The sequence below is a fragment of the Bacillus sp. 3255 genome (assembly GCF_031456485.1).
Taxonomy (GTDB): Bacteria; Bacillota; Bacilli; order Paenibacillales; family NBRC-103111; genus Paenibacillus_E.
On the sequence record NZ_JAVDUS010000014.1, the window covers coordinates 194,028 to 213,943 of the forward strand.

The 19,916-nt window shown below is 45.5% G+C and carries 14 protein-coding genes; 9 read left to right on the plus strand and 5 right to left on the minus strand.

Going from position 1 to position 19,916, the window contains the following annotated elements:
• Nucleotides 1-17: 17 nt before the first annotated feature.
• From J2X61_RS21225 to J2X61_RS21240, 4 genes are all read right to left on the minus strand, one after another.
• The gene (locus J2X61_RS21225; protein WP_274465701.1) at nt 18-1,040 is read right to left on the minus strand and encodes an S-layer homology domain-containing protein; all 1,023 of its coding nucleotides are present in this window, start codon (nt 1,038-1,040) and stop codon (nt 18-20) included.
• 241 nt (nt 1,041-1,281) lie between these two features.
• Entirely contained in the window at nt 1,282-2,247 is a 966-nt protein-coding gene (locus J2X61_RS21230; RefSeq protein ID WP_310190353.1) for a sugar ABC transporter substrate-binding protein, read from the minus strand.
• 24 nt (nt 2,248-2,271) lie between these two features.
• Nucleotides 2,272-2,667, minus strand: coding sequence for a response regulator (locus J2X61_RS21235; protein WP_274467409.1), 396 nt, complete (start codon nt 2,665-2,667; stop codon nt 2,272-2,274).
• 5 nt (nt 2,668-2,672) lie between these two features.
• A complete protein-coding gene (locus J2X61_RS21240; protein ID WP_274465699.1) occupies nt 2,673-4,625 on the minus strand; it encodes a cache domain-containing sensor histidine kinase in 1,953 nt (650 codons plus the stop codon).
• A gap of 120 nt (nt 4,626-4,745) precedes the next feature.
• On the opposite strand from J2X61_RS21240, the gene J2X61_RS21245 reads away from it, so the two are divergent.
• The 3 genes from J2X61_RS21245 to J2X61_RS21255 all read left to right on the plus strand — a co-directional run bounded on the left by J2X61_RS21245 (nt 4,746) and on the right by J2X61_RS21255 (nt 10,557).
• Nucleotides 4,746-5,783: an ABC transporter substrate-binding protein gene (locus J2X61_RS21245; protein WP_274465698.1), complete on the plus strand. Its 1,038-nt coding sequence runs from the start codon at nt 4,746-4,748 to the stop codon at nt 5,781-5,783.
• 415 nt (nt 5,784-6,198) lie between these two features.
• The gene (locus J2X61_RS21250; RefSeq protein WP_310190357.1) at nt 6,199-9,483 is read left to right on the plus strand and encodes an endo-1,4-beta-xylanase; all 3,285 of its coding nucleotides are present in this window, start codon (nt 6,199-6,201) and stop codon (nt 9,481-9,483) included.
• A 189-nt stretch (nt 9,484-9,672) separates the two neighbouring features.
• The gene (locus J2X61_RS21255) at nt 9,673-10,557 is read left to right on the plus strand and encodes a phosphotransferase family protein (RefSeq protein ID WP_310190360.1); all 885 of its coding nucleotides are present in this window, start codon (nt 9,673-9,675) and stop codon (nt 10,555-10,557) included.
• A gap of 131 nt (nt 10,558-10,688) precedes the next feature.
• On the opposite strand, the gene J2X61_RS21260 is transcribed toward J2X61_RS21255, so the two are convergent.
• Nucleotides 10,689-11,552: a LysR family transcriptional regulator gene (locus J2X61_RS21260; protein ID WP_310190363.1), complete on the minus strand. Its 864-nt coding sequence runs from the start codon at nt 11,550-11,552 to the stop codon at nt 10,689-10,691.
• Between the two features lie 141 nt (nt 11,553-11,693).
• On the opposite strand from J2X61_RS21260, the gene J2X61_RS21265 reads away from it, so the two are divergent.
• From J2X61_RS21265 to J2X61_RS21290, 6 genes are all read left to right on the plus strand, one after another.
• Nucleotides 11,694-12,644 carry a DMT family transporter gene (locus J2X61_RS21265; protein ID WP_310190366.1) on the plus strand — a complete coding sequence of 317 codons (951 nt, stop codon included), beginning with the start codon at nt 11,694-11,696 and terminating at the stop codon, nt 12,642-12,644.
• A gap of 563 nt (nt 12,645-13,207) precedes the next feature.
• Nucleotides 13,208-14,557 carry an ABC transporter substrate-binding protein gene (locus tag J2X61_RS21270; RefSeq protein ID WP_310190369.1) on the plus strand — a complete coding sequence of 450 codons (1,350 nt, stop codon included), beginning with the start codon at nt 13,208-13,210 and terminating at the stop codon, nt 14,555-14,557.
• Between the two features lie 78 nt (nt 14,558-14,635).
• Entirely contained in the window at nt 14,636-15,568 is a 933-nt protein-coding gene (locus tag J2X61_RS21275) for a carbohydrate ABC transporter permease (protein WP_274465693.1), read from the plus strand.
• Complete coding sequence (locus tag J2X61_RS21280; RefSeq protein ID WP_310190372.1) at nt 15,568-16,395, plus strand: carbohydrate ABC transporter permease; 828 nt, start codon at nt 15,568-15,570, stop codon at nt 16,393-16,395. The genes J2X61_RS21275 and J2X61_RS21280 overlap by 1 nt, the downstream gene beginning before the upstream one ends.
• A gap of 130 nt (nt 16,396-16,525) precedes the next feature.
• Complete coding sequence (locus J2X61_RS21285) at nt 16,526-18,307, plus strand: cache domain-containing sensor histidine kinase (RefSeq protein WP_310190376.1); 1,782 nt, start codon at nt 16,526-16,528, stop codon at nt 18,305-18,307.
• Nucleotides 18,304-19,905 carry a response regulator gene (locus tag J2X61_RS21290; RefSeq protein WP_310190379.1) on the plus strand — a complete coding sequence of 534 codons (1,602 nt, stop codon included), beginning with the start codon at nt 18,304-18,306 and terminating at the stop codon, nt 19,903-19,905. Before J2X61_RS21285 ends, J2X61_RS21290 begins: the two co-directional genes overlap by 4 nt.
• The last annotated feature ends 11 nt before the right edge of the window (nt 19,906-19,916 follow it).

Consider the following 19,916-nt stretch of genomic DNA (forward strand, 5'->3'; position numbering starts at 1 on the left):
CGGGAAGGGAAGTTTTTTTATTTCAGCTCTGCTAGAAGCCTTTTCAACACGACAACGGATTCAGCTCGACTGGCATGCTCTTGCGGAGCAAATTCTTGTTCGGTTCTTCCGTTCATTAGGCCGGATTCGACGGCGAGTGCGACTGCTTTTTTGGCCCAATCGTTGATGGCAGTCTCGTCGCTGAATTTGACGGATTCTTTGACAGTCATATCATCCATATTCATCCCTGTTGCATGGGCTTTAGCTCTCAATAGCATTGCTGTCATTTCCTCGCGGGTAATATTTTGTTCCGGCGCGAACGTGTCATCCGCTATGCCGTTGATAAGTCCTGCCGCATAAGCCTTTTTTACGCTGCCCTCAAACCAGTCTCCTGAGGATACATCGGCAAAAGGATTTTCCCCAGTGTCATCCTTCAAATCTAATGCCTTGGAGAGCAACGTTGCAAATTGAGCTCGCGTTACATTCATATCAGGCGCAAAACGATCGTCGTCCATACCTTCTACGACTTTTTTATCTACCATCTGCATAATATCGGATTTGGCCCAGTGGTTTGCAAGGTCGCTGAATATTTTAATAAAATTAGTGGATGCGTTTGGTGTAAAAGTCTTGCTGTCCAACTTTGAATCGACGATTTTAATGTTCGTCCAGTTAATGGTTGTCGTTCCTGCTTTTTTTGCCCTGAAAGTGACAGTACCGATGTCTACGTTGCCCTTCTCGCCATCTACTTTACCAACCTTTGTATGAGCAAAAGTAATTTCATTGTTTTTCACTATAGGTGGAACGGAGAATCCGTTAATGGCAGTGGTTGCTTTAACAATTTCGACCTTGTTGGCATCGATGCCAAGTTTTACTTCATATGCGAATAAATCCTGGATATTTTGCCCTTTCAAAGTAACTGTAAACTCTCCGTTGTCTGCTTCGGTAACGGGGGCCGTTATCTCGAATTTGACGTCGTCCGCTGCTCCTGCAGGCGCTGCTGCAGCTAAAGTTAAACATAGATTGCAAAATAGAGTTGTCAGAATGAGTTTACGTTTAAGCATGTCTACCATCCTCTCCTATAGGACAAGGGGAGCGAGTTTCTCCCACTCGTAGCACGGAAATGTACCATAAATTTTTAAAAATATTAGTTACAGCAACGTAAGCGTTTTCCTGAATTACTTCTATTATAAACCTGTGTCATAACTAGAATCGATGAAGTTTTGCGCTTCAAAAATTATAAATTTTTATTTCCCGTTTTTAGCGATGATAAAATAACAAACCTTTCAAATAAATTATTCAACATTATTCCAGCATTTGCTTGGTCATCTCCTGAACTCCGGTGTCGATATAGGCAGAGGCGCTTTCCCCGCGAACAGTGCTTAGCAATTGTCCAATGATGTAGTCTCCCCACAACTGTTCATTTTGTGAAATAACCGAGGTGATTTGCCCGTTAATGAGCGCCTCCTTCACTTTCGGCATCATACCGAAGGAGATTGCATTTCGTTTCAAACCCTTGGCCTTCCACAAGAGGATCGAGGCTGGACTGGACATAATATCAAGGGTAATGAGCGTATCAAAGTGGGGATGGTCGTCGATCATACGTTCCATATCTTTTAAAGCTTTATCCGAAGAGCCTTCGTTATAGCCGACTTCCAGCACCTGAATCTCCGTATTCCGGGACAAATAGTTGAGCAGGCCGGATAGTCGTTCCTTCTGAATAGAGTTATGAACCATGCCAGATTCGACAAGCACCATCCCTTTGCCTTTCATTAGCTTGTTCACTACCTCGCCCATTCGCATCCCACCTTTATAATGATCAAGCCCGATGTAGGAAGAGCGTCGGCTTAATGGGGCGTCAGTTTCGAAACATATGACCGGTATTCCGGCATCCACCGCTTTGTTAATTACGGAGATCAGGGAGTCTGGATCGATTGGATCAATGGCAATTCCGTCGACCCTTTGCTTAATCATCGTTTCCATCATGCGAATCTGCTGCTCGGTACTCATTTCTTCCGGCGCTTTCACCACCAGTTGAACTGAATTAGCGGCAGCCGTCTTTTCGGCATTTTGGGTAATGATTTCGTAAAAAAAATGGGCGATTGGATAAATGATACCAAACGTATAGGTTGGGTTATGCGCTGTTTTTGGAGCGGGCGTAGACAGCGTTTCGGAAGAAATCAGGGGAGTACTGGATTTTCGGCAGCCGACATTTGTGATTAGTGAACAGATAATGAAGAATAACAAAAGCGATCTAGGAGTTACTGACACAGAGCTTATGCTCCTTTCTTTTCATCAAGTTAGCGTCCCTTTTTCACGGCACTCAGCGTCAATCTTGTCGCTTACCTGCCGAAGTACTTGGTACAGATCTGCTGAACTAAACGGTTTCGTACAATACGCTTCCACGCCTATTTGTAAAGCAGATTTGATATATTCGTGCTCTCCGTGGCCGCTTAGAATGATAATTTTGATATTCGGCATGTTCTTCTTGACGTATGAACTTAATTCAAGTCCGTCCATGAACGGCATCTTAATATCCGTAATCAAAATGTCAGGTTTATATTGCTCGATCAGCGGCAGTGCGGCTTCACCGTCGGGAGCATCCCCGGAGTATATAAGCCCAGCTTCTTCCCAATGAATCGTATCTCGAATCGTCTCGCGGATTAAAATTTCATCGTCAACTAGCAACACCTTTTTCAATATCCGTTGCCTCCTGTTTTGGGGATTCTAATGGAAACCTTTGTTCCTTCATTTTGAATGCTGTCTATACTTACTCCGTACTTGTCTCCGTAATATAGCTTAATTCTTTGCTGCACGTTATGCAGACCGAACCCGCCTGATACTTCATTCCCCGTTTGCTCCGGCAGCTGCTTATTGGTTAAATATTGACGTATTTGTTCAAGCTTCTCCGGTGACATTCCAATACCGTCATCTTCGACGACAAGCACTATTTCTTCATTGTCCTCGATGTGGCCATAGATTCGGATCAAGCCTTTTCGGCGCTTGTTTTTTAAGCCATGATAAAGCGCATTCTCTACAATCGGCTGCAGCGTCATTTTGAGGATTGGATAAGGGTTTAACTTCTCGTCTATAAGAATCTCATAATCCAGAATATCTCGATAACGCATCTGTTGAATAACTAGATAGCTTTGTACATGCTCGATTTCTTTATGAATGATAATCCAATCCCGGCCTTTGCTGAGTGAAATGCGAAACAACTTGGAAAGAGATTGTACAAGCTGAATGACTTGAGCATTCTTCCCAGCCTCGGCCATCCACACGATGGAATCCAATGTGTTGTACAGAAAGTGAGGATTAATTTGCGCCTGTAAGGCCCGCAGTTCCGCTTTTTTAATTTCTTCCTGTTCTTTAATACTCTGTTCAAGCAACTCTCGAATTTTACTGAGCATAGAGTTAAAGCTGTTGCCTAGAAGCGCAATTTCGTCATTACCTTTTGGTGTGACCTTAGCTTCCAAATAGCCTGAAGCCGCGAGCTGCATTTTACTTTTTAATAGATGAAGAGGGTGCGTTAATCGATAGGAGATGAAAAAATGAAGCGAGACGGCAAAGATAAAACTAAGCACAACAGTAATAATGATCAGTTGGCGAATGGAGTTTGCTTCTTCAACAATTTCCTGAAGCGGGACATAACCAATAATTTTCCACCCAGTTGCATTTGAAGGAGCTGCATATACAAACTTAGGCTTACCTTCCGCGGAGTCCACATAATTTGAATCCGAACCGGTCATTATGCGTGATAAATCCGAAGACGACGGGAGCTTGGTCGGGTTCTTGAGGGATGATGGCGTAAAAATCGGTTTACCTGATGAATCCACGACAAAATAAAATCCAGTTTCACCAATCATAACGTTATCGCAAAATTGTTTGACAATCTTATCATCCACATCAATGATGATGAATCCAATGACTTCATGAGTGATTTGCTGTTTGATCGCAGCCATAATGGAAATGACGTTCGTGGTGTTGTATTGAAAACCGTCAATACGGTCGAGCGCGGATGCTTCGGATGGAGGAATAATAAGCACCTCATCCGGGTTATTCGTCAGATGTGTCAGGTGCGGATTGCGCAAAGGGTTTTTCTCCAGTTGGAATAGGCCCCTACGCTCACTGATGCCTCTGCCGTATAAGTTAATCATGGTAATATTGAGAACGCTGTCATATTGGTATGTCTGCCGGTAAGAATCCATGGTTCGTAAGATTTGTTTGGCATCTTCATAAGTATCTTCCTGGGAGAACATAAAATGAAGCACCTGCGAGTTTTTACTGATCTCAAGCAGACTCCGCGTAGCGATGAATTGTGTATCAAGGTCCCTAGCCAATTGGCCTGCGGAAAGCATAGCGGCTGCTTTACTGTTGTCGAATACGGTTTTGAAAGACTTCTGATAGGAGATAAGTCCAACTGCAATAAGAGGAATGCAAGTTAGTATGATAAACATTGTAAGCAGCTTAATTTGCAAGCTGGAAGAAATCCATCGTATCAATCTCATGAATGATGCAACCTTTCTACCGCTCAGGTCATAGTTCTCCATTTTACTATAGCAAATTGTTACCAAGGCGGATATGGTGCTTATCAAATTCAAAGTAAATAACAATTTTTTCTCAAAAAAACAAACTTTTTGCTGAGACATCTTAGTGAACCCCAAAAATTTATAAGAAATGAACTTGAAACTCCGTATAAAGCGATGATGGAAGCGTTTTATAATGAGGGCACACCGACCAAGAGGTGAATGAAGGGGAGGAAATAAATCATGAAAATGACGAAAAAAATGGGAGTCCTCATCGCAGCTTCCTGCATGATGTTATTCACGGCGGCTTGCAGCAATAGCGCCGGTACGGGTTCCAGCGGCACAACTGCAGCTCCGGCAGGTAATACAGCGACAACTGCTCCGGCGACTCCGGCGGCAGCAAAAAAAATTACGCTAGGCTTCGCACAAGTGGGAGCGGAAAGCGGTTGGCGTACGGCAAATACCAAGTCAATTCAAGATTCGGCGAAGGATGCGGGCTTTGACCTTAAATTCTCCGACGCTCAGCAAAAGCAAGAAAACCAAATTAAAGCCATCCGAACGTATATCCAGCAGAAAGTGGACGTCATCGCGTTCTCTCCGGTCGTTGAATCCGGTTGGGACACGGTATTGAAGGAAGCGAAAGACGCCAAAATTCCGGTCATTCTTACAGACCGTGCTGTTGATTCCAAAGATACTTCGCTATATGCGACATTTATAGGTTCGGACTTCGTAGAGGAAGGTAAAAAGGCGGGGAAATGGTTGGCTGATAAATACAAAGATGCGAAGGAAGACGTGAATATCGTTGAGCTTCAAGGGACAACAGGGTCTGCTCCGGCAAACGACCGAAAAGCCGGTTTCGCTGAAGAGATTAAGAGCAACTCGCACCTCAAGGTCATTGCTTCCCAAACTGGCGACTTTACTCGTGCCAAAGGGAAAGAAGTTATGCAGGCGTTCCTGAAAGCACATAAAGATATTGATGTGCTGTATGCACACAACGATGATATGGCGCTTGGCGCGATTCAAGCAATTGAGGCGGCTGGTCTCAAACCAGGCCAAGATATTACAATTATTTCTGTTGATGCGGTGAAGGACGGCATGACAGCAGCGGCTGAAGGTAAAATCAACTTCATCGTTGAATGTAATCCATTGCTCGGACCGCAATTGATGCAGGCTGTGAATGATGTTGTGGCCGGTAAACAAATCGAGAAGCGCATTGTTACCAAAGAAGGCGTGTTTACTTCAGAAGATGCGAAGAAGGCTCTTCCCGAGCGACAATACTAACAAGCAGTAGTGAGTTAAAGCCGCTCCATTACATATATTGGTGGAGTGGTTTTCTGTATTTACAGGAGAGGAGCTGTCGCATGAGACTACGAAAGAAATGATTACATTCCTTCCAGGGGGCTCTCATGCTCAAGTTGTAACCGCCTACGAAAAAAATACAAATGATCTATTATCCATCCATGGAGTTAATAATAAGGTTTGTTTATCATAGTATCAATAGTTAATCTTGAAAACGTTTCCATTTCCTGCCGGCCAATATGAGAGGGAGGTGTTTAATTGACCGTCAAGCCATGTAATTCCTATTTTTCCAACAAACACAACTATCAGTGAAACTGTGAAAAATTTCGAAATCTAACAATTGGGCGACTTTAAAACGAGACTGTAGAGGTTGCCTAAGAAAAGGAGTAAAACGAAGATGAACCGTGAAAAATTCTTAATCAACGTCTCCCGCATCCTCGTCGTCATCATGCTGTTCTCTTTATTCGCGTCTGCCCCCGTCCCGGCCGCTGCGGCTGAAGGCGAACGGACACAAGAACTGAACGACCTCATTGCACAAGCCGAAGCTTTAAAAGCCGGCAACGAGGAATTCCCGCTCCAGATTAGTCACACTGACGTTGGATCCGATGTGAATAAAGCTTTCCCCTGGGTGTTCGCCGACGAACTCCAAGAACTGGATAACGCGCTTGAGTTCGCGCGCGATGCGCACACTCCGGCCAACGAAGCCATTGCCAGTCTTGAAAACGCAATAGCGAGTTTCACTGGAAAGATCAAAGCGGATGGTTCCAATCCCTATTTCCGTCTTGATCCGGGTCCTGGTAAAATACCTGTAAAAATTACCGCGCCCACCAATGTCTGGACCTCAAGAACCCCGCTTGACAACCGTGTTCCCACCGACTTTGCTGGTGGTACATTCAAAATGATTCCGTATCCTTTTGCAGATTCTCAAGGCAAAGCTGATGTGCTCCAGATCAATTACGTCCATAACGGAAAAACCATCTTCGGAGGAATGTCTCTTCAATCTCCGTTGTCCCCGAGTGTAGATGTTCCCGCAGGCTCAACTATTGAGTTTGATGTGTACTATCCCAAGAGCGCTCAGGGAAAATTCATGAGGTGGAGAATCAGAAATGCAGGCTCTGACATCGATACCTACCTCAGGGAATACGAGTACAACAACCTTAACCCCGACTGGATTGGCAGCTACAACGGTGAAACCTGGTTGTTGAAGCACACTAGCATTACCGCCACAACAGGCACTTCCTCTAACTTCATTCTTGAACTCCATGGCGAGAACGGCCGTCCCGCAGAAACCGGTATGCTTCTTGTCGCCAACATCCAAATAACCGCACCGGACCCTAACGGTGTTGCGCTTCCTAACGTTGTCAACAATGAAAACCAGAGTGTCGTAACGCCTTTAAAGAATATTTACAACAGGCAAAATGGCACGTTCATGGTCGGTACGATCGGAACCGGAGCAGTAACCGGAACCAGAGCCAATCACTATGAAATCTTTGTCGACGGCAACAATCTCAAGGCAGATGGTACGCATCCCCGCGGCCCGAGTTGGTTGAAAAGCGTTACCGGCGAGGCTCTAAGCGGCGCAACCACCACCCCTGGTATAGGTGAATACAGTTTCCCGACCAGCTCTTATCAAGCGATCAGGGATTCCGGAACTCCAGGTCAGTACAAGTCTCACGCTCACGTCTTGGCATGGTACAACCAGGCACCTGCATGGATGAGGCAGATGATTCCCGCGACACTTCCCTTGGGATATAATGGAACAACTGATTACTACGGATTGGGCAACGGCGTTACAACAACGGTTAAGGTAGACAGGGAAATGGCAAGAAGAGTGCAGTATAACCACACAATGTATGTGATGCGGCACTTCCTGACCACGGATACGAAGTATGGCTCAAGTGTATCCCGCGGAGTAATCCCCTTCAATTCATGGGACGTACTCAACGAAGAGGTCCACGAAAGCCGCCACAGCGAAACCATCCCTGCGGATCCGAACAGCTGGAGACAGACACTCAAAAACACCAACTGGCTTTCTGCAATGTCGGATAATCTAATTGGCGGCGACATCTCCGGGCATTACATTTACTTGCTCTTCAAATACGCGCACATCGCGGCCCCCAACGCCAAGATGGCGGCAGCTTACAAAGCCAACTACGCTAACCTTCCCGCGTACATGAAGCTCGACGGACACGACAACGTTGGCAGCATTGATGCGTATATCGTTAACGATCCTCCGAAGCTGACCTATAACGATTACGACATTTCTAATCGCACCAAAGCAAGAACTGTCTACAACATGGTTCGCGCACTGAACACCGCATGGCTTTCCGATCCGCTGTATGACGGAAGACCTCTAATCGAAGACATCGGTATCCAGGGACACGATTCGATTGGAAAGACCCTTGCAAGCGATAACCAATATGCCATGGCCCTCTATGCTTCTCTCGTGGACGAAGGCCTTCTATCCGGTATTGCCTATTCAGAACTTGACCTTAAGATGCCGACTAACACCCCGGGTGGTGGTGCGGTCGCTCCCGCAGTGCTCAATGTCAGACAGTCTGACGCCCTCGGTTATGAGTACGCGCTGATGTACAAACTGTTCAACAAGTTCGCTCCTTACATCGATCACATCATCAGCTGGGGCGTAGCCGGTTCGGGATGGCAGGGAAGCTATGTGCTGTTCGACAGTCAGAGCAATGCCAATGCCGGCTACTATGGCGCCGTGAATCCGGACAGATTCATTCTCGGACATTCTTACCTGGATGATTTCTTTGCAGGCGAACACGAGAAACTCCAGAACAGCTATGCAATTGATCTAGGCGATCTTGGAATTTATACACCTGGTAATGGAGAAGCCAAATCGCTTACAGCGACAATTGCAGCTAACAACAGTGTGACACCTGGAAGTACTTTCACAGCAGCTGTTAGCCTGGATAGCGTGACACAAAGCGTATACGCACAGGATATCACGCTAAGCTATGATTCCAGCGTATTCGATTATGTCAGTGCAGCGGGTGCAACCAGTAACATTCAGGTTCTGAAAGAAGATACCGCCACACTTGGAAAGGTGAGAATCATTTCCGTTAATATCGGAGGCGTATCCGGAACCAGCACACCTGTTCTAAATATAACCTTTAGGGTAAAGTCCGGGGTTCAGAATACAACGGGTACCGTTGCTGTCTCCCAAGCGAAGGTTGGCGGTCCTGATGGAACCGTAACCACTGCGGCACTGAGCAGCAAGACTATATCCGTTGGTGCTATTCAAATAGATGTGGATAAAACTGCTTTAAATGCAGCAATTACGAGTGCACAAGCCCTGTACAGCGCGGCTATAGTAGGTACTCAACCTGGCCAATATCCGCAAGCAGCTAAAGACGCACTCCTTGAAGCAATTAACACCGCAATTGCTGTAAGAGACCATGCGAGCGCGACTCAAGCCCAAGTTGACAGTGCTCTCACAGCCCTCAACACCTCCATTGATGTCTTCAAAGCAACAGCTAATAAGTCTGCAGACATTAACGGAGATGGAGACACTAACGTAGGTGACCTCGCGATTGTAGCTTATCACTACGGCAAGAACTCCATCAGCGAAGATTGGGCAAAAGCTAAGGTTGCAGATATGAACGACGATAACAAAATTGATATCTTGGATCTTGCGTATGTCGCAACCAACATCAATTAATTCGTTAGTTATATTGTATTTGTAAAATAGCAATTATAAAAAACTGCCGCATTGAAGCGGCAGTTTTTTTGTAATTGGGTTCTTGTGTCCAGCCTTGTTTTATTGTGCGATACTAAGGAGAATCTATAGTAGGATTCGGGACAGTTTCTATTGCAATGCTATCGAGGTAATTTCAGTTGATCAGATCGAATGAACAACCTAAACGGGAGATTTTACCTTATTTCGATTATAGTAATTCATAGGAATATTATTCTAATATGGAATAGGGTGTTTCTTATGAGAGTGGGCGAACGGATTGGCAGAGGCAACACTGCGGATATTTATGCACTAGGGTCGAAACAGGTCCTTAAAGTATTTCGCGACCCGAAACTGCTTGACCTGGAGCGGAATATTAGTGCCACTATTGAGGAATTGGCGGTAGGAGCCCCGACATTTTATGGAAAGGTAGAAACTGACGGGCTTACCGGACTTGCATATGAGAGGATCCTGGGGCCTTCCATGCTAGAGATTCTAATGAGTCAGCCGGAAAAAGCTGCAGAATACGGTCGTCAGCTGGCGCAGCTTCACGCTAAGTTACACAGTGTCAAGGCAACCGGTCGTTTGGAGCCCATTAAAAGTCGACTGGCATATATGATCAGCGGCATTCGTCACGTCGGCTTCGAGCCGTTACGAGCGGTGATCGAAAGCCGTCTATCCGAGCTTCCCGGGGGTGATCATCTTTGCCATGGTGACTTCCATCCTGGCAATGTACTTTTAAGTCAGAGGGGTCCTGTCGTCATCGATTGGATGACCGCCGTATGTGGTCCGGCACAAGCCGATGCAGCCAGAACGATCCTTATTCTGCGTCACGCAGTCTTACCGGCGGAGCTTCCCGAGGTCATTATCCAGACGTTTGCTCAGCTTAGAACTATATTAATGCAAACTTACGAGGACACGTATCTCGAACTGACCGGATACAGCCGGGAGGAGCTCGCTAAGTGGGAGCTTCCGCTAATAGCGGCACGCCTAGGAGAAAGCGTCCCAGTGGAGGAGCAGCGCACTCTGCTTGATATCATACAGAGCCAGATAAACTAGTTTGCATCACTTAGAGAATTAGGCTAGCGATTCGAAAATGGAGTCAGAAATTATGAGAACAGTCGCAGAGTACCGGCGGTTATGCTGGTGCGCTGCGACTGTTTTTTGGTTTATCTGATGAAATCCTCATTCTATTTCATCTCAGCTTGAATGGGGAACAACTTCTGAGCGTTCTCGATAAAAGTTTTAACCGCAATGGTACAGTCCTCAACGGGACCGGAAGCAATGTGAATATCCCGGTATGCTGCGGGGGAGACAGGTTTTAGAATTATACCGGAAGGAAGGTCCAATAGGGACAGCTCGGACATGACGGCCAATCCTTCGCCTGCAAGAATCATTTGAAGCGCAGTTCTGTAGTTGTAGAGGATGTATTTAATATTGGGCTCTACACCGGCACTTTCGAACCATTGCAGGACTGGAGGTTCGTAACCGGCTTTGCAGATCAGCATAGGTTCCTCTCGCAAATCTTCCGGTCTGATGATACTTTTTTCACTTAAAGGGTGATCATCTCTCATAACTGCATAAATGACTTCTCTGTAAAGTGGATGAGAGTTCGTCGTTTTATCCGAAGGGATAAGCAACCCCACATCAATGATCCGATTATCCAGCCATTCCTGAATATCCGCAATGGTACCTTCCAAAATGCTGAATTCGAGCTTTGGATATAGTTGTTTGATATGGCTGATCAGTTTGGGAACGAAATAAGAAGCAGCAACCGGGAATGCACCAATTCGGACATTGCCGGTTTCCATCCCTTTTTCATTCGAGATTTCCTGATCAATCTTATCGTACCCTTGAAGAATCTTTCGGAAGATCGGTAAGATTCGCTCTCCAACGGGCGTGAGGGCGACGCCTAGACGCCGGTCTCTAGTAAGGAGCGTTACTCCCAGTTCGCGTTCCAGTGAAGTGACAGCACGGCTGACGGCAGGCTGTGTCATATTCATTATTTTCCCGGCAGAAGTAAAGCTTTGGGTCTCCGAGATAGCAACAATCAACTGAAGAAGTGATCTATTCATACCAAATATGATATCTCCTTAATAACTTATATTCATTTCATTTATGATAAAGTTTATTGTAACATGATAATAGAACAAGAGAAAGAAGTACCTAAAATAGAGTGGGTGAGGTGTTTGGTTATGAAAGCTAAAGCATGGATTTTTCTAATATTAGCTAATTTGTTCTGGGCAGGGAATTTGATTTTCGGCAAAGCGGTCACAACGGATTTCCCACCGATTTGGGCTTCCTTCTTGCGTTGGGCGATTGCTTCTGTCGTATTAATTCCAATGGCCCAGCTGCTGGAAAAGCCAAACTGGCTAAAGATATGGAGAAATAACTGGGGACTTATATTATTTCTTTCGATAGTGGGAGTTATGTTCTACACTCTTCTTACCTATACAGCACTCCAGCATACCTCATCGACAAACGGTAGTCTGATTAACAGTTTGACTCCGGCAGTTATGATTCTGTTGTCTCTGCTGTTCCTGAAGGACAAAATTTCGGTGTTGCAGGGAGTGGGACTGATATTATCTTTCTTAGGAGTATTAACTGTATTGTCGAAGGGGCATCTCCTTGGCGTGTTCAGTACGCATTACAACCTAGGGGATGGCATTTTGCTCATAGCCGTGTTTCTTTGGGCGATCTATTCCATTATCAGTAAAAAAGCGCAGCAGCTGCCTCCAATTACATTTGTGGCATTCACAGCCTTTATCGACGTCATTTGCATGTTTCCGTTACTTTTTATTCAACCTCTACAAACCGTGCATATCACTGCAATCGGGATTACGGGGGTCATCTATTTGGGCTTGTTCCCATCCATCGGTTCATTCTTGTTCTGGAATCAGGGAATCAAAATACTTGGACCGGGTAAAGCCAGCATCACGATGAATCTAATGCCGGTTTTCACGGCTATTCTGTCTGTGCTTACAGGACAGGTATTACTTGTCTCCCAGATTGTTGGCGGCGTTATAGTTATTGTGGGGATGCTGCTGTCAGCCAACATATTTGCTGGATCGGGGAAATCCGTAACGAAACGCGTGGCTAAACGGTATGCAGGTATACAAGGAAAAGAGCAGCCCTCAAGTCATTAGTACTGTGACAGGATTGTGTACACTTTAACAAGACAGCCCCAGACAGAAAAGTGGTACATAAGGGGGACTCATATATGTTTTACTGTTTGAAATGTCATGCGGTCCATGAAAAAGTTTCCACTTCAGACATAGTCATAAAGACAGGATTTAAAGCATTACTAAAGAATACTTTGTATGTTGGATACTGTACCAACCATACCTTTACTAGAATTAGAATGACTGAAACACACGAAAAGGGGATTGTTACAGTAACAGAGACGGCTGGAAGCCTATTGTTTTAGGTCTGACATAGGGGTTCACTTAACCGAAAATCACAAGGACTTAACCGGCTATGAGTCTTACGACTTGTAGCCGGTATTTATTTTTCTAAAAAAAGGTAATAACAAAGAAAGGTATCTATCTACACTAAACTTCTTAAATTCCTGCATAATGAACTTAAAAAACAGCATACGAAACGATTTTGGGGTATGTTAGTCTTAAAACACGGAAGAAAAAAGAGTGTAGTGGGATAAAAACCAGTCCTACACATAGAATTCTTACCATATTGGGGAGGTTAAACGCACATGAAAAAGATGCAAAAAAATATCGTTCTAACCGTAACAAGCTTAACGGCACTATCGCTCGTTTTATCCGCTTGCGGAAGCGGCAACACAGGCACGAGCCCGGCTGCAACGGGAGCAGCAAGCACGAGCAGTGCGGCACCAAAGAAAAATGTGACATTCTCCATTGGTTATGCAACGGGCGACCCGGCAAGCAAGCAAGCGATGGCAGATGCAGTGGCTGCCTTCACTAAAGCGAATCCGAATATTAAGATTAACGACCTCTCCGAAGGAGGGATGGCCTCCTATTTGGACTGGCTTAAAACGAAGGATGCTGTTAACGAGTTCCCGGATCTCGTGGAGATGCGCGACACACAATTATTCTCTGAGGCTGGTAAAATTGCGGAACTACCGGCGGAATGGCTTGGATTGTTCAGTGACGCACCGAAATTGAACGGCAAAAATTGGACGGCGCCTATTGCAGGTACAGCACCTCAAGGTATCATTTACAGCAAAAAAGCTTACGCAGATGCAGGTATAACGTCCGAGCCGAAGACTTATGATGAATTTTTGGCTATTCAAGAAAAGCTGAAAGCGAAAGGAATTACGCCGCTGACCTTCGGGGGGAAGGATATTTTCCACTGGGGATTCTGGGTGAACAAATACCTGATGGACGATGTTTTTGCGGATGATCCGAACTGGAATTCCAAACGTACCAAAGGGCAAGCGAGCTTTACCGATGCCGGCCCGTCGCAGGCTATGAAGGATTTTAGTGAATTGTTTACGAAAGGTTACGTGGACAAAGGGTTCTTAAGTACAGCCGACAACCAAACTTCTTCTATGCTCGTAACCGGCAAAGCTGCTCAACTGTTCTCAGGTCCATGGATGTTCTCTCAAATCTCACAAGCGGATTCTAAATTTGAATTCGGCTGGTATCCGGTGCCAGACCGTAAGGGCAGAATTGTCGTGAACGGCCTAAACACGCTTCAAGGGTGGTCCATTTCCACCAAAGCAAATCAGGATGCGGATAAGAAAGCTGCCATCACAGAATTTGTGAAATTCTTCTTCTCGAAGGATCAATATACGAAGTTTATGAAGTCTGTGAACGGGATCCCAACTACCAAAGAAACCATCACTTATGACAGCGGACCGCAAATGAAACGAGTGCTTGAAGTCATGAATGATCCTAAAACAATTAAATCGCTGCAAATCAACAGCTTCTGGGGCGACAACCAAATGCCTCCACAATGGCGTAACTGGTTCTATAAGCTTGCACAAGAATGGCTGACCAAAGGCGACTTCAGTGTAGACTACTTGAAAAAGGCCGATGCTGAATGGGATGCCAACGTGAAAGCGAACACAGCCGGCAAATAGATGTAAAGGGGCGAGAGCAATCTTCTGCCAGCGCAGAACGATTGCTCCTTCCCAATCGCAGTTCTAAGGAGTGAGAGTATGGCGAAAGCGGAAACTGTACATGCAAGGACATACACGAGGGCGGAAGCCAAAAAGAAAAGAAAATGGCTCTCCTTCTCCGTTCTTTTTATCTTACCTTCTTTTATTCTATATACCTTATTCGTTATTTATCCAACTCTAAACAGCTTTAATCTAAGCTTTACCAACTGGGATGGGGTTAGTGAAGAGATTCATTATATCGGCTTCGATAACTTTGTTGAGATGTTTCATAGCGAGCGAGTCTACAATGCATTGAAGAACACATTGATTTTATCGGTATTATTGGTTGTGTTGGAAAATGTGATAGCTATTCTGCTAGCTATGCTAGTGGATCAGGTTCGCTGGTTTAAAAATTTAGTGCGAAGCGTTTTCTATTTCCCCGTTCTCCTAAGCGGCATTGTTATGGGGTTTGTATGGACAATTATTTTCAATTATAACTTCGGAGTCATCTCCCAGTTGCTTGACCGGATCAGCTTGGGCGATTACAAGATTGACTGGTTGGGAAATCCCAACTACGCCTTGATTGCAATCGTTATTACCACGGTCTGGAAAAGCTCGGGGTACTATATGATCATTTATTTGGCAGGTTTACAGGGGATCCCATCCGAGCTCCACGAAGCGGCGGCTATTGACGGTGCGAATCGCCTGCAGCAATTCCGGCATATCACTTTCCCGCTATTAGCTGGAGCAATGACGGTTTGTGTGATGTTATCCATGATTGGGGCATTGAAGATCTTCGATCAAATTGCTGTAATGACGGATGGAGGGCCGGGCTTCGCGACGGAGACCCTTACGTATATTGTCTATAAAGTAGGCTTCGGTGAGCTTCGGCAAGGCTACGGTACAGCGCTGTCTCTCGTTTTATTCATCCTGATTCTTATCGTATCGTTGATTCAAATTAAAGTGCTGCGGCAACGGGAGGTGCAGATGTAATGCAAAAATCCAGTAAAGGATTCGATATCATCCTGTTTGTCATTACCGTTATTTTGGCCATCCTGTTCTTCTTTCCGGTGTATTTTAGTTTAATCTCATCTTTTAAGTCGAACGGCGAGATATTGCGTGATGCCATCGCGTTTCCTACAAGCTTATATTTGGATAGCTTCAAGTACTTGTTGACCCAAACTGAGTTCCCGAAAGCCATGATGAACAGTATGATCTTAACCGTAGTATCCATTTTCTTCATGGTTCTGATCATCCCTATGGCGGCGTACGCGATTGAACGGACACAAAAAAAATGGACCCATTTTATTTATGTGTACTATCTAGCGGGCATGATGATCCCGTTTCAAGTCTATATGATTCCCTTGTTTAAAGAAATGAGGACTCTCGGCTTATACGGTTCTTTGTCCGCTCCGATTCTTATCTACGTCTCGGGGTCTGTGGGGATGGGGGTTCTGTTGTTCACGAGCTTCATCAAAGGCATTCCTGCTGAAATTGAAGAAGCGGCAGCTATTGACGGCTCCTCGAAAGTCCGTATTTTTTGGCAGATCGTGTTCCCGCTGCTTGGACCTTGTACGGCAAGTATGGTGGTCCTTCAGGGATTGGGAATTTGGAATGACTTCTTGATGCCGAGCTTGGTTCTTCATTCGGATCATAGAACGATGATTGTGGAGATTTTCAAATTCGTTGGCGAGCTTGCTTCCCAATGGGATATGGTATTCGCCGGCACAACGATGTCCATCCTACCTGTGCTGGTTATTTTCATCGCTTTGCAGAAGTATTTTGTTAAGGGAATTGCCGCAGGCGCTACGAAAGGATAATGTCTGGAAACCGCTTCTGAATCTTCGGGAGCGGTTTTACCATATTTATAAGTGACACATGGGATAGGTTTTCCTTATTGAACCTGATATGATAAAAGCACTTCCTCCTCTGAGATAGAAAGGGGCATACATGTTGAATCTATTCCAGTTTGGCAGGCTGCGAAAGAGTATTTTCGCCAAGTTCGCTTTTTCATTTATTATTGTAGGTTTAATACCGCTCTTAGTTTTAAGTTTCTTCTCATTGAACACCTACGGCAATTATATGGAGCGCTACTCCATCAACAACTTCGAGCAAATGGTACTTTATGCCGGCAAAAATGCGGATGATTTATATACGAAGTATAATAATATCTCCAAGATGATGTATTCATACGGACAGTATGCCAACAACGGCCAATTCGGCAGGGTTATTGCAGAACAAGTTTCACAGAAAGACAATCGGCTTACCGCTACGGTTGACGAATTTCTTCAGACGGTCGTGGCTTCGGACGTTCATATCCGCAGCGCCGCTTTTGTGTTTACGGAAGGCGGATACCAGGATTTAAACCGGGATGGAAGCCGGATTGACTTCCGATTCCAGTACCCGCCTGTCGAGTGGAAAAGAACGATGACTGAGAATTCAAAAGAGTTGGTGTTGTTCCCAACGCATCCGCAGGAATACTATCCCCACTCGGGTATGACGGTTATGACGTTCTCACGCAATTTAATTGATGTGATTGGCAGTCCGGGATTGGATGGCAAAGTCGTAGGCAGCTTGTTCTTCGATGTCTCCCTCAGCGCGTTCGATGAAATCTTTCAGCACTTGACGACTGATCAGAAGGACGTCATGTATGTGACGGACCAGGAAGGGCGCATCCTCTATAGCAATAAAATCAACCTGATCGGACAATTGTTCCAGCCCTCCGATTCTGAGGTATACCATTATGTCAAACATGATATGCCCAACTCCAATTGGAGCGTGATCGGAGAGGTCAATAAAAACGAGCTATTTAACAAAATTAACGGGATAAAAAGAACGATTGCCATCGTCATTGGTCTTTGTATCCTTTCGCTCGTGGTAGTAGCCGTTTGGTTCTCCAATAATCTATCCATTCCGATACGCCAAATTATCCGCAATATGACTCGAGTGGAATCCGGTGATTTCAATATGCAGGTTCAAGTCCGAACTTCCGACGAAATCGGTATGCTAGCCCGGGGCTTTAATAGGATGACGGACCGGTTGAAAAGCTTCATTGATGAAGTGTATGTAGCCCAAATTAAGCAAAAACAGGCCGAATTGACGGCTCTGAAGAGTCAAATACGTCCACACTATCTTTATAATACATTGGAAGTCATCAGAATGAGTGCGGTTGCCAACGATGATGATGAAGTGGCAGATATGATTCTCTCCTTATCCCAACAGTTGAAATATGTTTTGAATTATGGAGAAGAACACGTTACGCTCCTGGAGGAGAAGACAAACATCGAGCAATATTTCCGATTGATGAAGCTGCGGTACGGGGATCATCGATTGGCTTTGGATCTTCGAATCGATAGCGAGCTGCTGAACTGCATCTTACCCAAGCTGTCTATCCAACCGTTAGTAGAGAACGCGATCTACCACGGCATTATGCCCAAGTCAGGTAAGGGAACGATTCGGATTACGGGGGAGATAGAGAGGGGGCTTTTCATGCTTACTGTGGATGATGACGGGGTAGGTATGACGGAGGGTAAACTTCAAATGCTGAGAGATAAACTGGCAGGTAATGTCCCACCGGATCAAGAGGTAGGGGGGATCGGGATTAAGAATGTACATGACCGTATTACGGCCTTATACGGACCCGAGTTCGGAATTCGCGTGAACAGTACCCCGTATATCGGCACCTCCATCCAAATGATTCTTCCCTATAAGAAAGAGGTGAAAAGTGTATGATATCAGCGGTTCTGGCCGACGACGAGCCTATGATCATTAAAGGACTGAAGAAGCTCATTCCTTGGGAGGAGCACGGGATTCGAATTGTAGGTGAAGCTTGGACAGGCAGGGGACTCATGGAGCTTATTGAGACAGAGAAGCCTTCGCTGGTCATTACGGATATTAGCATGCCGGACTGGACCGGTATTGATGTGCTTAAAGAAATCGGGCGCAGAGGGCTGCGGGCTAAGGTGATTTTCATCAGTGCCTACCAAGAGTTCTCCTATGCCAAGGAGGCTGTTGCACTCGGAGCCGTAGACTATCTGGTGAAGCCCATCGAGAAAGGGCTGCTGCTGAATGCTGTGGAGAGAGCTTTATCTGTTCTAAAGGAAGAGTCGGAAGGCGTGCAATACAAGAGCAAACTAGCAGTCTATGAGCATAAAAACCGGAAGGCCAAACTGGAGGAGTTGTTTGATCGTCTCCTGGATGGAGACATTCGGAAAGAGGAAGCTGAACAGAAGCTGTACAGCTTGGATCCCGGTTATATATATAGCCGCTATACCGTTATGCTGCTTGAATCGAAACAACCGGGTGCGGATTCCCGTTGGGGCGAGCATGAGAAGCGGCTGCTTCTTTTTGCAATTGGCAATATGGCAGAAGAGCTTATCCATCGCAATGCGGTGGGCATTGTATTACGCAGAGGGGAACGGCTTTGCGCGGTGGTGAACCATGGCGAGGATATCGGAATACAGTCACTTGCTGAGGAAATGATTGTGAACGTGCAAAATTATCTGAAAGTTGTGCTGTCGATTGGAATCGGCAATGAAGTCACAGATTTGGAAGAGATGAAGTACTCCTATCAGACGGCTTCCGAGGCGCTAGGTCTCATTTTTTTCTCAAATGGCGGCAGGGCTCATTCTTTACTTGAAGAAAATTGGGATACCACTTTGTCCGAACGAGACCTTGGAGAAGCCAGACAGCTTGTCCTGCAGTCCATCATTACGAAGGAACGCGGCAGGTTGGAGATCGAGCTGCCGGCCCTGTTCGAGAAAATTCGACTGTTCTCCCGCGGGAGAAAGGACAAAGCTGTGATGGCCTGTTACAATACGCTGCTGGAGTGGTCGGATGGATTAGAGGAAGTCGGCATTACCTTAACGCAATCCAGTGAAGAGCTTAAGGATCAGCTTACTTTCATGCAGCAGTTCTCCCATTATGAGGAGCTGGAGCAATATCTATCTGACTTGATTGAAGGTCTGCTCCAGCGGTTGGAATCAGGCGGCGGATTCAGGGAGGTGCAGCAGCTTCTGACGGTCAAAGCGTATATCGAGCAGTATTATATGGAGAATATCACACTAGAAGGCGTTGCCTCCAAAATATTTATGAATCCGTACTACTTTAGCAGCTTTTTCAAGAAGCATACGCAAATGAATTTTAAGCAATATTTAACCGATGTTCGGATGAAACAAGCCGTTAGACTTTTGCTTCATACCGATATGAAGATTTATGAGATTGCCGAGCGTGTAGGGTATAACAACGCGAGACAGTTTAGCGATATGTTTAAAAAGCACTTCGGGAAGCTGCCGCAAGAATTCAAATCGCTAGGCGGGGCTAATAAGTAGAAGATCGAAGG